At 53.8% G+C, this 14,748-nt stretch carries 14 protein-coding genes; 13 read left to right on the forward strand and 1 reads right to left on the reverse strand.

The features are described 5' to 3' along the window. Nucleotides 1–195: 195 nt before the first annotated feature. From HNQ92_RS12330 to HNQ92_RS12355, 6 genes are all read left to right on the forward strand, one after another. The gene (locus HNQ92_RS12330) at nucleotides 196–1,365 is read left to right on the forward strand and encodes an FIST signal transduction protein (protein ID WP_184174319.1); all 1,170 of its coding nucleotides are present in this window, start codon (nucleotides 196–198) and stop codon (nucleotides 1,363–1,365) included. Between the two features lie 2 nt (nucleotides 1,366–1,367). Beyond that, nucleotides 1,368–3,434 (forward strand): PAS domain-containing sensor histidine kinase, encoded by a 2,067-nt coding sequence (locus tag HNQ92_RS12335; RefSeq protein WP_184174320.1) that lies wholly within the window; start codon nucleotides 1,368–1,370, stop codon nucleotides 3,432–3,434. Nucleotides 3,435–3,527: 93 nt separating this feature from the next. Further along, nucleotides 3,528–3,935 (forward strand): response regulator, encoded by a 408-nt coding sequence (locus tag HNQ92_RS12340; protein WP_343062994.1) that lies wholly within the window; start codon nucleotides 3,528–3,530, stop codon nucleotides 3,933–3,935. 33 nt (nucleotides 3,936–3,968) lie between these two features. After that, the gene (locus tag HNQ92_RS12345) at nucleotides 3,969–5,948 is read left to right on the forward strand and encodes a response regulator (protein WP_184174322.1); all 1,980 of its coding nucleotides are present in this window, start codon (nucleotides 3,969–3,971) and stop codon (nucleotides 5,946–5,948) included. Between the two features lie 102 nt (nucleotides 5,949–6,050). Beyond that, entirely contained in the window at nucleotides 6,051–6,923 is an 873-nt protein-coding gene (prmC, locus tag HNQ92_RS12350) for a peptide chain release factor N(5)-glutamine methyltransferase (protein WP_184174323.1), read from the forward strand. 6 nt (nucleotides 6,924–6,929) lie between these two features. After that, complete coding sequence (locus tag HNQ92_RS12355; RefSeq protein WP_184174324.1) at nucleotides 6,930–7,886, forward strand: AAA family ATPase; 957 nt, start codon at nucleotides 6,930–6,932, stop codon at nucleotides 7,884–7,886. A 6-nt stretch (nucleotides 7,887–7,892) separates the two neighbouring features. Here the strand turns inward: HNQ92_RS12355 and yidD are convergent, their stop codons facing one another. Next, a complete protein-coding gene (yidD, locus tag HNQ92_RS12360; protein WP_184174325.1) occupies nucleotides 7,893–8,102 on the reverse strand; it encodes a membrane protein insertion efficiency factor YidD in 210 nt (69 codons plus the stop codon). 81 nt (nucleotides 8,103–8,183) lie between these two features. Here yidD and lgt point away from each other — a divergent pair, with 81 nt between their 5' ends. From lgt to HNQ92_RS12395, 7 genes are all read left to right on the forward strand, one after another. Further along, a complete protein-coding gene (gene lgt / locus HNQ92_RS12365; protein ID WP_184174326.1) occupies nucleotides 8,184–9,026 on the forward strand; it encodes a prolipoprotein diacylglyceryl transferase in 843 nt (280 codons plus the stop codon). A gap of 133 nt (nucleotides 9,027–9,159) precedes the next feature. Beyond that, complete coding sequence (locus HNQ92_RS12370; protein ID WP_184174327.1) at nucleotides 9,160–9,774, forward strand: hypothetical protein; 615 nt, start codon at nucleotides 9,160–9,162, stop codon at nucleotides 9,772–9,774. Between the two features lie 265 nt (nucleotides 9,775–10,039). After that, nucleotides 10,040–10,717: an outer membrane beta-barrel protein gene (locus tag HNQ92_RS12375; protein WP_184174328.1), complete on the forward strand. Its 678-nt coding sequence runs from the start codon at nucleotides 10,040–10,042 to the stop codon at nucleotides 10,715–10,717. Between the two features lie 130 nt (nucleotides 10,718–10,847). After that, nucleotides 10,848–11,483 (forward strand): carbohydrate-binding family 9-like protein, encoded by a 636-nt coding sequence (locus tag HNQ92_RS12380; RefSeq protein ID WP_184174329.1) that lies wholly within the window; start codon nucleotides 10,848–10,850, stop codon nucleotides 11,481–11,483. A gap of 392 nt (nucleotides 11,484–11,875) precedes the next feature. Then, complete coding sequence (locus HNQ92_RS12385) at nucleotides 11,876–13,300, forward strand: BamA/TamA family outer membrane protein (RefSeq protein WP_246440015.1); 1,425 nt, start codon at nucleotides 11,876–11,878, stop codon at nucleotides 13,298–13,300. 66 nt (nucleotides 13,301–13,366) lie between these two features. Next, nucleotides 13,367–13,972 carry a hypothetical protein gene (locus HNQ92_RS12390; RefSeq protein ID WP_246440017.1) on the forward strand — a complete coding sequence of 202 codons (606 nt, stop codon included), beginning with the start codon at nucleotides 13,367–13,369 and terminating at the stop codon, nucleotides 13,970–13,972. Then, entirely contained in the window at nucleotides 13,969–14,676 is a 708-nt protein-coding gene (locus HNQ92_RS12395; protein ID WP_184174330.1) for a peptidylprolyl isomerase, read from the forward strand. The genes HNQ92_RS12390 and HNQ92_RS12395 overlap by 4 nt, the downstream gene beginning before the upstream one ends. Nucleotides 14,677–14,748 lie beyond the last annotated feature (72 nt).

Raw genomic sequence — 14,748 nt, forward strand, 5'->3', positions numbered from 1 at the left:
AAATATACGTAGGCCCGTCGGGAAAAATTGGCTTAATTTTTGTACCGTTAAAGCCCAATGGAAATCCAGCCCATTAGCTTGCAGCCGGTTATCAAAGACTGTTATCAATTTTCCGCACGTAACCGTATTTTTATTGAAATATATTTCATTAAATTGTAACCAAATTTTAACGCTGTACTACTCCCCTACCCTATCATGAAAATTGATCAATTCGTCTGGCTGGGCGACACCTCGCTGGGCGACACTTTGTTGGGCGACAATTCGCAGGACGAAACGCCCCTCCCTGCCTTCGATTTCATACCCGATCTGCTCTTTGTATTTGGCCATAGAGAGTTACTGGAAAAAGAAGCCCTCACGCAGAAGCTAGTAGCCGCCTACCCTACCGCCAGGCTCTGCGGCTGCTCCACGGCGGGCGAAATAGCCAACGAATCCGTGAAGGATGGCTCGGCCGTGGTGACGGGTATTCAGTTTAGCTCCACCCGGCTGGAAGTCGCCACCGTATCCCTCCAGGACGTTGGTTACAGCAGCGTAGAAGCGGGCCGTACGCTGGTAGCACAGCTCCCAACCGAAGGACTAAGACACGTTTTTGTGGTGTCCGATGGCCTCAAAGTAAACGGTACGGATCTGGTAAAGGGAATGACCCAACAGCTGGCTTCCGAAGTAACCGTAACCGGGGGACTGGCGGGAGACGGCCCCAATTTTAGCAAGACAGTTATTGTTGAGCCAGATGGCACGGTAGCCGCCGAAAGCGTAGCCGCCCTGGGTTTCTACGGCGACGCCCTCACCATTGGCTTCGGCTCCCGGGGAGGATGGGACAGCTTCGGGCTGGATCGCCGCGTGACCCGGTCGGTGGAAAACGTACTGTTTGAAATTGACGGGGAACCCGCCCTGGATCTGTACAAATCTTTTCTGGGCGAAAAAGCCAAGGAGCTGCCCGCCTCGGGGCTGCTCTTTCCGCTCAGCATGAGAGACCGGGAAAACAGCGTACCGGTAGTCAGAACCATCTTAGGCATTAACGAAGAAGAAAAAAGCCTGACCTTTGCCGGTGATATTCCCGAAGGATCGTTCGTACGGCTCATGAAAGCCAACATCGACCGCCTCATCAACGGAGCCGAAGAGGCCGCCGTAGCTTCTTCCGAGGGGCTCAGTTCCTCCCCCGAATTTGCCCTGCTGGTAAGCTGCGTCGGACGCAAGCTGGTACTTAAGCAAATGGTAGAAGAAGAAGTAGAGAGCGTATCGGAGGTGCTAAAGGGACCGGTACTGACCGGCTTTTATTCCTACGGCGAGTTGGCCCCCTTTGGCCGCAACGCCGTGTGCGAGCTCCATAATCAGACGATGACCATAACGACCTTTAGTGAAGCCTAAATATGCTTACTCTTGATAATACGGATACCGTTCATCACCGGCTTTTAAAGCGCCAAATCCGAAAATTCCTACCGCCCGAGCTAGCGGAGCGGCCGGAAATGACCGAGTTCCTGGCTTCGATCAATCAGGCCTATGCCGAGTTTGAGGATGACCTGGGCCGGGTGGAACATATCCTGGAGCAAAGCTCCAACGAGCTATTTAAGACCAACCGGGAGCTGGCCCGGATTGCGCAGGAAAAAACCGAAGAAGCCGCCACCACTTCGCGCCGCCTCGAGGAGGTCGTGGGGAGTATCTCGGAGGTACTTATTCAAATGGACGAGGCCGGTATCATCACCTACCTCAATCAGGCCTGGGAAACCATCACCGGCTACCCCGTGGCTGAAAGCCTGGGTAAAAAATTGACTCAATTTTCGCTGGGGCCCTCCTCGGCCGAAAAAATAGCCTGCATGCTCTCTTTCCGAGGCGAATCGACCAAAGATTTTTTTCTGTTTCCTACCGCCGGGGGCACCGACAAGTGGCTCAACCTGTCGCTGCGACGCCATACTTCCGAGCAGGCCGGACGGGCCGGTTTTATAGGTACTTTGGCGGACGTCACAGCGCCCTACCTGGCCCGACTCGAGCTCAACCGGCTGGCGCTGGTGGTGAAGAAAACCAAAAACTCCATCGTCATTGCGGACGCCGACGGCAAGATCACCTGGGTCAATGAAGCATTCAGCCGCCTCACCGGATACTCCTTTGAGGAAGCGCGGGGTCAAATGCCGGGTACCTTCCTGCAAGGCCCCAAAACGTCCGCAGAGGTACGTAAAGAAATTGGCCAGAAGCTCAGGGCCAAAGAGCTCTTTCACGGCGAACTGATCAATTACAACAAGGCCGGTCAGGAGTACTGGGTGGAGTTACTGATCGAACCGCTATTTGACGAAGAGAACAACCACATCGGCTTCATCGCGGTAGAAAACGACGTAAGCGCCCGAAAAAAGCAGGAGGAACGCATCAACCAGCTGGTGGTGTGGATCAACGAATCCAGCGAAGCCGTGCAGGTATCTGACGAATCAGGCACCTTGCTCTTTGTGAACCAGGAAGCAGCGCGGCGGATCGGGAAAGCCCCCGAGGAAATTACGGGTACGCACATCAGTACCATCGAGAAAATTTTTGAGCAGGAAGGTACCTGGAGCGCGCACGTGCAAGACCTCAAGAGCCGCTCCAAGATGATTATCGAGGGAATTCATAAGCGCGAAGACGGAAGTACCTTCCCCGTAGAGGCGAGCGTCAAGTACCACGAGTCTGAGGAGGGCCAGGGCTACGTGCTGGCATTTATACGTGACATCACTGAACGCCGCGAAGCCGAGAAAAAGCTAAAATTGTACATGCGGGATCTGGAACGGATCAACGCCGAGCTGGATCAGTTTGCCTACGTGGTTAGCCACGATTTGAAAGCCCCCCTGCGCGCCATCAATAACCTTTCCGAATGGATCGAGGAGGACATCAGCCACCTGCTGGAGGGCGACACCCGCGAGCAGTTTACGCTGCTGCGGGGACGGGTACACCGCATGGAAAACCTCATCAACGGTATTCTGACCTACTCGAGGGCGGGCCGTATTAAAACCAACAAAGAGTACTTCCTGGTAAAAAATGTCGTGGATGAACTCTGCGATATTTTCAACACCAGCCAGGCGATCCACTTTCGGTTGGAAGGCCCCCAACAACTACAGATTTTCTCCGAGAAGATTACGCTTGTGCAGGTGTTGCAGAATTTGGTTTCCAACGGCATTAAATACAACGACAAGGAAAGCATCGAGATCACCATTGGCTGGTCGGAAAAAGAAGAAGTGGTAGAGTTCTATGTGAGCGATAACGGTCCGGGCATTAAGCCCGAGTTCCATCAGCGCATTTTTGTAATCTTTCAGACGCTCCAATCGCGCGATGAACTGGAAAGTACCGGCGTGGGTCTGGCGATTGTGAAGAAAATCATCGACGAAAAGGGCGGCGATCTGCGGCTGGAATCTACCCTGGGAGAAGGTACCACCTTTTATTTTAGCTGGCCCAAAAGCGAAAAAACAGAAACCGTGTGAGGTAGTAAACCCGTTCCTACTCTTTCTTTGTCTTTTAATTCTATTAACTAATCCAGTTTGACTGTTCCAATGTCTCCATCAAATCTCGTCCCCATGACAATCTTACTAGTTGAAGATGATGAAGTTGATATCATGAATGTGAAGCGTGCATTCAAAAAAAACAACATATCGAACCCGCTGGTAGTGGCCCACAACGGCTTGGAAGCCCTGGAGGTACTTCGCAATGATTTGCCTGACGCGCCCAAGCCTAAAATTGTACTCCTGGACCTGAATATGCCCAAAATGGGAGGCATTGAATTTTTGAAAGAAATCCGTAAAGATGCTAACCTGAGCTCACTTTCGGTATTTGTGATGACTACCTCCAACGAAGACAGCGATAAAGTGGAAGCCTTTAATCTGAACGTGGCCGGCTACATTCTCAAGCCCTTGTCGCTGGACCGGTTCATCGCCGCGGTATCGACGCTAAACAGCTACTGGACCCTGTGCGAATTTCCTCACTGACCTACATCAACTACCTTTAGTACGATCACCCCTATGAGTCCGTTGAGTATACTTTTGGTGGAAGACGATGACATTGACGTCATGGAATTCAAACGGGCAATCCATAAATCCGGAACAACGGTGGAAGATATCCGCGTATGCAAATACGCCGAGGAAGCCCTGACGGTGCTGGAATCCTGGCAGCCAGACTGCATCTTTATCGACTACCAGCTCCCCAAAACCAATGGGCTTGAACTTCTTAAAAAGATCAAGCAGATCGCACCCCAGCTGCCCGTTACGGTGCTGACCTCCCAGGGAGACGAGCGGATTGCGGTAGAAATGATGAAGGCCGGTGCCTTGGATTACTTCCCTAAGTCGGAGATTAGTGGCGAGAAAATGGCCAAAACGCTCCATTCGATCGCCAGGGTACTGGAAGTAGAAAGGCAGCGCGAAAAGGCCCAGTCGCAACTGGAGGAAACCGAGGCCACCATTCAGAAAATCACGCAGCTTTCTCCCAATATCATCTACGTGATCGACATTGAAGAATGGACCAACATATTTGACAACAACCAGATTTGGAACATGCTCGGCTACAACGCCGAAGACATTGAGGACGTCCAAACCAACAAAAGCCTCTTTGCCCGCATCATCGACCACCAGGATCACCGCCTCTTCCGTCGGCATTACCAGTACATCCGGCATCACCTGAAGGATGGCGAAGTAACGGAGCGGGAATTTCGATTGAAACATAAAAACGGCTCCACGATCTGGGTCATTACGCGCGAAGTACCTTTTAAACGCAACCACCGGGAGGAAGTATACCAGGTGCTGGGTACGGCCATTGACATCACCAGCCGCAAGCGCGTGGAGAGCGAACTGCTCCAAGCCAAAAAAACCGCCGAGGAGGCCGCCCGCATTAAGTCGGATTTTCTATCCACCATGAGCCACGAAATCCGGACTCCCATGAATGCCATCATTGGCTTCACGGACCTGCTTCTGCGGGGTAGTTTTGCGGGCCAGGATTTGGAAAACCTTAAGATGATCAAGTACTCGGCCGACAACCTGCTGGTGATCCTGAACGACATCCTGGATTTTTCCAAGATCGAGGCGGGTAAGCTCAGCCTGGAAAGTTTTGAGTTCAATCTGGCCGAGAAGCTTAACTACCTTAAAAGTACCTTCGAATTTAAAGCCCGCGAACAGGGGATCAATCTTCATTTCCAACTGGACGAAAATGTGCCGTTGCTCTTGGTAGGTGATACCCACCGCCTGAACCAGATCCTGATGAACCTGCTGGGAAACGCCCTGAAATTTACCCCGGAAGGTACCGTTCGGCTGGGTGTTAGCGTCGAAAAAGAATACGAAGATAGCGTGGACCTGCGCATCGAAATAGAAGACACCGGGATTGGTATTTCCAAGGATAAACTTAACCTCATTTTTGACAGCTTTTCGCAGGCCCACACCAACAATTCCACCAAGTCGTTTGGTGGTACCGGCCTGGGCCTGACGATTACCCGCAAACTCACCGAGCTCATGAACGGCTCGATCAACGCTAAAAGCGAATTGGGAAAAGGCTCGCTGTTTACGGTAAGGCTGAATTTCAAAAAAGGAAAGACCCAGCAGCTGCAGCCCGCCGCGGCCCCGGCCGTGCCGTTCTCACTGAAAGGGTATACCATTCTTGTAGCGGAAGACATGCCACCTAACCAGCTCTTACTCAAGAGACTACTGGAAAAATGGGGTGCGGAATTTACTATTTGTAACAACGGGCAAGAGGCGCTTGAATCGCTGCGGCAGCAGCGGTACGACCTCATCCTGATGGATCTCCAAATGCCCGTGATGGATGGTATCACGGCCACGCGCATCATCCGCAACTCTTTCCTGGAGCTGGCGGACGTTCCGGTGGTGGCTTTTACCGCCGATACCTTTGCCCAAAGTACTCCCGAAATCATGGATTGCCATTTCAACGATTTTATCACAAAACCCTTCAAACTAGACGATCTGATGCGGGTCATGCGCACTCACTTGCCCATCAGTTAAGCTTACTAAAGGTACCCTTTAGCTTTTTCCCCGCCCGGCTTTGTTCGGGAGTTGTCATAAATTTGTTAACTTTCCCGCACCAGAAACGAAACCCAGTAGCCAATGTCCTCGGCGCGCCAGTTATACCAGTACCTTACAAGCCGGATCAACGTCTATCCGCCCAAAGAAACCCAAGCCATTGCCTTCATGCTTTTGGAACACTACCTGCGCCTGCGCAACGTGGATGTACTGGTAGACCGTCCCCTGCCCGACTCGCTGGTGCAGCCCGACTGGGAAAGCATCATCGCGCGGCTCAACCACAACGAACCCATACAGCACATCATCGGCTCCACGGAGTTTTGCGGGCTCACGTTTCGGGTATCTTCGTCGGTACTCATTCCGCGCCCCGAAACCGAGGAGTTGGTACGGCTCGTGACGCGGGACTACGCCGAGCCGGAAGATAAGCCCACCATTCTGGACATAGGTACCGGGAGCGGGTGTATTGCCATTGTGCTGGCCCGCTTTCTGCCGCACGCCTCGGTGCACGCCTGGGACGTCTCGGAAGAAGCCCTGGCCGTAGCCCGCGAAAACGCCCGCCAGCTGCTGGCCGACGTGCATTTTGCCAAGCAGGATATGCTCTCCATCGCGTTTCCCATGCCAAGTACCCCGGACGAAACCACGCCCGAGGCTTTTGACTGCCTGGTGAGTAATCCGCCCTACGTAACCTACGCAGAAGCCGACCACATGCGCCCCAACGTGCTGCGCTTCGAGCCACACGAGGCGCTATTTGTGGAAGACAACGACCCGCTGCTGTTCTACAAAGCCATTGCCGACTTTGGGAAGTACCACCTCAAAGCGGGCGGGCGCTGCTACGTAGAGATCAACGAGCACTTCGGAGCCGAAACCCAAAACGTATTTCAGGAACGAGGCTATGGTCCCGTGGAGCTCCTGCGCGACATCCACGGCAAGGATCGTTTTATCCGGGCCGTTAGATAAAAAACCATGTATTTACCTAAGATAAAAGAAGTACTGGACGAAATGAGCAAGATCATTGTGGGGCAGGAAAAGCTCCTCAATCGGCTGCTCATTGGTCTTTTTACGGGCGGCCACGTGCTGCTGGAAGGGGTACCTGGCCTGGCCAAGACCCTCACGATCAACGTCATGGCCAGGGTACTTCAGCTGGACTTCCATCGAATTCAGTTCACGCCTGACCTCCTGCCTGCCGACCTGATCGGTACCATGATTTACAAGCCCAAAATTGGCGATTATGAGGTAAAGAAGGGCCCCATTTTTGCCAACATCATCCTGGCCGACGAGGTCAATCGCTCCCCGGCCAAAGTGCAGTCGGCACTGCTGGAAGCCATGCAGGAGAAGCAGGTGACCATTGGCGATAGTACCTACCCCCTCGATCGGCCCTTTCTGGTGCTGGCTACCCAAAACCCCGTGGAGCAGGAAGGTACCTACCCGCTGCCCGAGGCGCAGCTCGACCGCTTCATGATGAAGGTCTACATTGACTACCTTGACAAGCAGCAGGAGCTGGAAGTGATGCGGCGCATGGCCGACCTCAACTTCAACTACCAAGCGCAGCCCATTCTCAACAAGGAAGATATTTTTGCGATTCGCAACGAAGTTAATCAGGTCAATATTTCCGAAACCCTGGAAAGGTACATCATCGAGCTGGTTTTTGCGACCCGCCGCCCGCTGGACTATAACCTCCGCGACGAAGCCCGGTACATCCAGTTTGGCGTGTCGCCCCGGGCTACCATCTACCTCAACCGGGCCGCCAAGGCGCTGGCCTACCTCGAAGGCCGCGACTACGTACTGCCGGAGGACATCAAGGAGCTGGCCCCCGACATCATGAACCACCGGATACTGCTCAACTACGAGGCCGAAGCCGACGGCGTACGGACGCTGGCCATCATTGATTCCATATTGCGGAAGGTCGCCATCGGGGGCTAGGTACCTTCAGGGCACGGGGTCAAACCCGCTGCCGCCCCAGGGATGGCACCGCCCCAGCCGCCGCAGGCCCAGACGGGTACCCTTCCAGACGCCGTATTTTTGGATCGCCTCGATCATGTACTGCGAGCAGGTGGGCGAGTAGCGGCAGGCGTTGGGGAAATAGGGCGAAAGCACAGCCTGGTACATTTTCACGAACCCAATGAACAAAAATTTCATATCGGTCGAAAGTTGTTAACTTTGCTCAAAGCAACAACAAAAATACCCTTCAATCAAGCATTCTATTACAAACCCATCCGCATGATCTCCTACATTATCTGGAATGCCAGCCCCGACCTCTTCACCATTCCCGAAATCGCCGGCCTGGGGCCTTTTACCGTACGCTGGTACGGTCTGCTGTTCGCATCGGCTTTTTTGATTGGTCAGCAAATCATGATTCACATTTTCAAAAAAGAAAGCAAGCCGCTGGAAGATATTGATACGCTTACGCTGTACATGGTTATTTCGACGGTAATTGGCGCGCGGCTGGGGCACTTTCTCTTTTACGAGCCTGAGGTACTTTTTTCGCGCCCGCTGGAAGTAATCCTCCCCCCCTACGCCGGGCTGGCCAGCCACGGCGCCATCATCGGCATTCTGACGGGCCTCTGGCTCTACTCCCGCAGCCGTAAGGCCACGGGGCAGTCGTTTCTGTGGGTCACTGACCGCATCGTGATCCTGGTCGCGCTGGCCGGAACCTTCATTCGCTTTGGCAACCTCATGAACTCCGAGATCGTGGGACGGCCCACGGATGTACCTTGGGCGTTTGTGTTTATGCGCAATACCGAGTACCTGCAGATCCCCCGGCATCCAGCCCAGCTCTACGAATCCATTTCCTGCCTGGTTCTATTCTTTTTGCTGCTGTGGGTCTGGAACCGCCAGAAGCAAAGTACCCCTCAGGGCAGCCTGCTGGGCATTTTCCTGGTCTGGGTTTTCACGCTGCGGTTTCTCTACGAATTCCTGAAAGAAAATCAGGTGGCCTTTGAAGACAACCTGGCCCTAAATATGGGGCAGGTACTTAGTATTCCGGCGGTGCTGCTGGGTATCTACTTTATCTGGCGCTCCCGCCGCTTACCCGCCCAGCCCGCCAGTCCATCCCGGCTGTAATTTACTAAGCTAAACGAGCCAATTACCCAACCCAACGATACGTTCAATAGAAGGCGTATCGTTGGGTTCGTTATTTCCGCCGGATCTTGGTAACTTGCTTCGTATTCCTGTCCCAATCAATTCTCCTTTCCTTATGAAAAAGCAACTAGTTATTCCCTGTCTGGTGGCGTCATCGCTGCTGTTCTGGAATTGTGGTGGTAAGAGCCAGGCCGAAGAAGAAAAAGAAGAGCCGAAAAACGCCTTTGAAGCCATTCAGAAAATGGCCGAGAAAGCCGAAGATATGCAGAAGAACGGCCCCGTGGAGCCCGTTGATTTTCGTAAATTGAAAGAATTTCTGCCTACCGAAGCTGGTGGATTGCCCCGCACCGAAGCTTCCGGCGAGAAAAACGGCGCGATGGGTTTTAGCCTTTCGCAGGCCGAAGGAAAGTACAGCGACGCCAACGGCGAATCCACCATCGATATTGACCTGCTCGATACGGGCGGGATCGGCGGCATGGCCATGATGGGCATGGCCGCCTGGGCACTGGCCGAAGTAGATAAGGAAACCGCCCGCGGCTACGAAAAAACAACTAAAATAGACGGCCACAAGGCTTTCGAGAAATACAACACCGAAGACAAATCAGGTGAACTGAACGTGCTGGTGGGCGATCGCTTCATCGTGAACGTAAAGGGATACAACGTAACGATGGATCAGCTCAAGGGTAGCCTGAGCGACATTGATCTGAAAAAATTAAAGGGACTGGAGTAACGCCGGACGTCCCATTGCCAGGACCGACGCACTATGCACACCACCGCCGGGAAGCTTGACGAGCGCAAGCCTTCCGGCTTTTTTATGGGTACTTCCTACGGCTTGCCGGAGACAAGCCATACTTTTTTAACAAAGCCATCCGTGAGAATGAGCTGATTGTAAAAAATGCAAAAAAAATACGCCCCTCCCGCGCAACCATATCTGCTTCGTTTGGCATCTTCACAGCAGAAAACAACGTACCAAGTACCTAAACAATCTCGTAGTCATGAAAAAGAGTATTGCCACCGTAATTGTCCTTTTTATTGTCCAGGTCGTATCCCTGGCTCAGGATGCTGATTCTACCCGTACCACCTACTCGCGTACCGCCGACAGCCGCAAGGTGTACTTCACCAACGGCGGCAACGGCGGGATTCTGTCCTTCGCTTCCGTGAAGCAAAACGGCGACAACGTGCGCTCTATTCCGCGCTACACGCTGTTTTTTAACATCGGCACCAATGCCCACTACGACGCTTCCGAGCACTTTGGTACGTTTGTGGGCCTGAACCTGACCAACATCGGGATGATCACCCGGCAGGGAAGCGTCAAGCTCAAGCAGCGGGTGTACACCCTGGGGGTACCCGTGGGAATAAAGGTAGGTAACCTCAACGGCTTTTACGTTTACGCCGGAGCCGAGGCGGCCCTGCCCATCAACTACAAGGAGAAGCTATTTATCGATAACAAAAAACAAGACAAGTTCAACGAGTGGTTCAGCGACCGCAGCAGCAAATTCATGCCGGCGCTCTTTCTGGGTTTCCAGACCAAAGAAAACTTTACCATTAAGTTTCAGTACTACGTCACCGACTTCCTCAACGCCGATTTCGAGACCAACGGCGTGAAGCCCTACGACGGCATTGAGTCAAAAATCTTCTTCGTAACGCTCGGCTATTCGATCACCCGGAAGTAGAAGCTTTTCTCCCGCCGCTTTCTTTATTGACGTGACTACGCGCTACCCGCGTGCTCGTGCAGAAGTACCTGCGCGGTCGAGCGGGTAGCGCATCGCTTCCAGGTACCTTTGCTATTCTTGTCCTTTCGTCATGCTTCAGACCGACTCTGAGATTATCGTCCAGCCGGGCCAGTGGCACCACCTGCCCAGCCCGTACTTCTACCACGCTACCGACGGCCAGCCCGCCACCCACCGCACGCAGGTGCGGCTGCGCCTGACGCCAAGTACCCTACAGCTGGCCTTTGACTGCCTCGACGCCCCCTTCCACGGGGCCAATACCTACCACGAGCACAATACCGATCTGTGGCGGCAGGAAGTCTTCGAGCTTTTTATTGCCGAAGGGGCCGCTACGCCCACGCGCTACCTCGAACTGGAGCTCAACCCCAACAACGCGCTCTTTGTGGGCTGGATCGACAACCCGAACGGCCTTCGGCCCGACCATCTCGCCTTTGTACCCTACGCCGAAGCGGGCATCCGGCACCGCGTGACGCGGCAGGCCGGGAGTTGGTCGGGCGAACTGGAGGTACCTCTGTCCCTGATCGGACCGCAAAGTACCTCTATCTACCGGCTGAACTTTTACAGAATCACCCTCCTGCACCAGCCCGAAACAAAACGCTGGGAGTGCGACCCTACCAACTGCGCTTTCCTGGGCTGGCGATCTACCCTGAGCGGAGAGCGACCGGCTTTTCACCGGCCAGCCTACTTTGGTACCTTGCGTATTGCCTAGAAGTAGTTTGCTTGGCCAATTTAAACTTAGAGGGGCCTTTGCTCGTATATAGCCAGAGAGCCGGGGCGAGGTACCTGCCGCCCGAATGCAGGGGGGTACCTGGCTTCCAATAGCGACGAGTGGTTACAATTATTGCCAGAAATATAAAAGGAAAGAGTATATTGTCTCGTTAGGGATATGCCTGATTCAAAAAAAGGTAGCTTCTGAGTACTACTCCCCGGCAGGTACCTGGCGTTAAGTATGCATTATGTTTTTAATTGTTACCCGCTTACCGTAGAAAAAACACAATCTTGAACTACTTTTACGTAGCTACCGGTACCTTGGGGTAATCTGGGGAGGCTTTACATTTTTTTTACGGCTGGCTGAAACTACTATACGAATTGTTCCATTGTATGCTTCGTTATCTTGGGTTGTGTGGGTTGGGGATGTGGCTCCTGCTGGCCGTGCCCGTTCTTGCCCAGACCGAACCCATACCTGCCGACAGCAGCGGGTTGATTACCATCGGGAGTATTAGTATAGAAGGAAATTACCAAACCCGAACCAACATTCTGCTGCGCGAAATGGCGCTGCATGAGGGTGATACGCTCCGGCTTTTTCAACTACCCGAGCGCCTGGAGATAGACCGCCGCAAGATCATCAACACCAATTTGTTCATCACGGCGGCCATGCAGCTTATCCCCGACGACGACGATCCGGCCGTCCTGAATGTGCGGGTCGTCGTAAAAGAACGCTGGTACTTCCTGGCCATGCCGGTGTTTCAGATCGCCGACCGAAACTTCAACGAGTGGTGGTACGAACGCAACCGCGACTTACGCCGAACGACCTACGGCCTGTACATCAGCTACGCCAACGTGACGGGCCGGGCCGACCGCCTGCGCGTGCTGGCCGAGTTTGGCTTTATTCCCAAGTATGAAATTGCGTACTCCATTCCTTACATCGACAAGGCCATGAAGATCGGCGTCTCGACGGGGATTTCCTACACCACCAACAAAACGACGGTATTCAGGACCTGGAACGACAAACTGGACTACTTCAACAGCGAGAATCTCAACCGGGAGCGCTTTTATACCTACGTGAACTTCATCCGCCGCAACAAGTTCTATACTTTCCATTCCCTGGACCTGCGCTGGAATTCTACCCAGCTGTCCGACACGCTCAGCCGGTTGAATCCTAACTACCTGCTACGGGCCCAGAACCAACAAAACTACTTCCAGCTTACGTATAGCTTCAGCTACGACCGCCGGGATAACGTGCAGTACCCCCTGCGCGGCCGCCAGTATTTTGTGCAGGCTAGCAAGCAGGGGTTGCTCCCCTCCGACGACCTCAACCAGGCCTACCTCTACGGAGGGTACCGGCAATTCTTTCCGCTGGGTGGCCGCTGGTACGCCAGCAGCGGGGCACGGATGCGCCTGTCGGCCCCGCGGCGGCAGCCTTACCTCCAAACCTCCGGGCTGGGCTACCGGTCCGACCTGGTGCGGGGCTACGAGCTGTACGTCATCGACGGCCAGCACTACGGGCTCTGGCAAAACGAAGTAAAATACCGGCTCTTCAATGTTCAGAAAACGTTTGATTGGATTCCCATCCGGCAGTTTAATACCATTCCGCTGGCGGCCTACCTCACCGCCTACGCCGACGCTGGGTACGTCCGGAACTACTACCCCGAATTCAGCAATACCCGCCTCGGTAACACCGTTTTGTACGGTGCCGGTACTGGCCTGGATTTTGTAACCTTCTACAACATGGTTTTTCGGCTTAACTATACGCTCAACGGACTGGGCGAACACCGATTCTTTTTTAACCTGGCCCGAGAATTCTGAGTAAACGTTCGAATTTTAATAGCTGTTATATATACTTTTGCACAAACAACTTATCCCCATTTCTTTATGAACAACTTTACGGTGCTGCGCATGTGGGTGGTCATGATCGTGGTAGCAGGTACCTGGGCGGGCTGCCGCACCAACACTTCTTCCGAAGAAGAAACCACCGCCACCCCTGACTCGGTGGTTCTGTCTGACCCCGCCGCGCCCGACCTCAACAGCAACCAGTCCGAACTGCTCCAAACGATCGTGGGGAACTCTTCCGAGGGCGTGATCCGGGGTATTTCCTTTGGCGATCGGGTCAGTAAGGTGAAGGCAAGCGAAAGCTTTGAGATGTTCGAGGACACCATTGACCACGTGGGCTTTACGCTGGACACCGAGCAGCTCGAAACCATTGATGTACAGTACTTCTACGCCCAAAATAAGCGTATTAATAAAATCACCGTGGACGTGTACCTCAACAGCGACGCCGCCACCCGGCAGCTTTGGAACGCCAGCAAAGCGCACTTCAGCGAGCGGTACACCGCCCCGCTCGAAGATTCGCCCCGGCGCATTGTCTGGAAAAAAGCCCCCGTGCTCCTAACGCTCGACAACGTATCCGACGGCAAAGACCACGGCCTGAAACTAACCTTTGAACCTACCGACAAAACCGTTCTGGCTTCTATTCGATGAAAAAAACGCTGCGAAAATTACTCCTTGGGCTATGTGTACTGACCACTACCGCCAGCTACGCACAGAAACCCAGCAAGAAAGACTACCTCGTCACCATCAAGACCGACTACGGCACCATGCGCCTGGTACTTTTTGACCAAACGCCCCAGCACAAGGCCAACTTTGTGAAGCTGGCGCGGGAGAAGTTTTACGACGGCCTGCTGTTTCACCGCATCATCGAAGATTTTATGATCCAGGGCGGTGATCCCAATTCCCGCAATGCCCAGCCCGGCGCGATGCTCGGTGGGGGCGATGTGGGTTACAAAATTCCGGCTGAATTTCACCCGGCGCTGTTTCACCGCAAGGGGGCCCTGGCCGCCGCCCGCGACAACAACCCCGAGAAAGCCTCCAGCGGCTGCCAGTTTTACCTCGTCGATGGCCGCCCGCTAACGGGAGCCGACCTGACCCGGCAGCTGGCCCGCGCCACCCGCAAACCCACCGAAGCCCAGCAACAGGTATACCAAAACCTGGGCGGCTCTCCGCACCTGGACGGGGCTTACACCGTGTTTGGACAGGTGATTGACGGCCTTGAGGTCATTGATAAAATTGCGGCTCAGCCTAAGGACCCGCGCGACCGCCCCGAAAAAGACATTACGATGCAAGTATCAGTGGAGCAGGTACGTAAAAAGAAAATTACCAAAAAATACAACTACGCTTTCCTGTAAGCGATTCGGAGGCGGGGTACTTGCTTCGCTTCCTGGCTCCTAGTTCGATCATTCTGTAAAGTACCCTTTGTT

The sequence above is a fragment of the Rhabdobacter roseus genome, from assembly GCF_014202275.1.
In the GTDB taxonomy this organism is placed as follows: domain Bacteria; phylum Bacteroidota; class Bacteroidia; order Cytophagales; family Spirosomataceae; genus Rhabdobacter; species Rhabdobacter roseus.

What these genes read in the sequence shown, in the direction of transcription:
- HNQ92_RS12380 (WP_184174329.1), top strand. Translation starts at nt 10,848, where the DNA reads ATGCTTCAGACCGACTCTGAGATTATCGTCCAGCCGGGCCAGTGGCAC.
- HNQ92_RS12375 (WP_184174328.1), top strand. Translation starts at nt 10,040, where the DNA reads ATGAAAAAGAGTATTGCCACCGTAATTGTCCTTTTTATTGTCCAGGTC.
- lgt (WP_184174326.1), top strand. Translation starts at nt 8,184, where the DNA reads ATGATCTCCTACATTATCTGGAATGCCAGCCCCGACCTCTTCACCATT.
- HNQ92_RS12355 (WP_184174324.1), top strand. Translation starts at nt 6,930, where the DNA reads ATGTATTTACCTAAGATAAAAGAAGTACTGGACGAAATGAGCAAGATC.
- HNQ92_RS12395 (WP_184174330.1), top strand. Translation starts at nt 13,969, where the DNA reads ATGAAAAAAACGCTGCGAAAATTACTCCTTGGGCTATGTGTACTGACC.
- HNQ92_RS12340 (WP_343062994.1), top strand. Translation starts at nt 3,528, where the DNA reads ATGACAATCTTACTAGTTGAAGATGATGAAGTTGATATCATGAATGTG.
- HNQ92_RS12335 (WP_184174320.1), top strand. Translation starts at nt 1,368, where the DNA reads ATGCTTACTCTTGATAATACGGATACCGTTCATCACCGGCTTTTAAAG.
- yidD (WP_184174325.1), bottom strand. Translation starts at nt 8,102, where the DNA reads ATGAAATTTTTGTTCATTGGGTTCGTGAAAATGTACCAGGCTGTGCTT.
- HNQ92_RS12345 (WP_184174322.1), top strand. Translation starts at nt 3,969, where the DNA reads ATGAGTCCGTTGAGTATACTTTTGGTGGAAGACGATGACATTGACGTC.
- HNQ92_RS12370 (WP_184174327.1), top strand. Translation starts at nt 9,160, where the DNA reads ATGAAAAAGCAACTAGTTATTCCCTGTCTGGTGGCGTCATCGCTGCTG.
- prmC (WP_184174323.1), top strand. Translation starts at nt 6,051, where the DNA reads ATGTCCTCGGCGCGCCAGTTATACCAGTACCTTACAAGCCGGATCAAC.
- HNQ92_RS12390 (WP_246440017.1), top strand. Translation starts at nt 13,367, where the DNA reads ATGAACAACTTTACGGTGCTGCGCATGTGGGTGGTCATGATCGTGGTA.
- HNQ92_RS12385 (WP_246440015.1), top strand. Translation starts at nt 11,876, where the DNA reads ATGCTTCGTTATCTTGGGTTGTGTGGGTTGGGGATGTGGCTCCTGCTG.
- HNQ92_RS12330 (WP_184174319.1), top strand. Translation starts at nt 196, where the DNA reads ATGAAAATTGATCAATTCGTCTGGCTGGGCGACACCTCGCTGGGCGAC.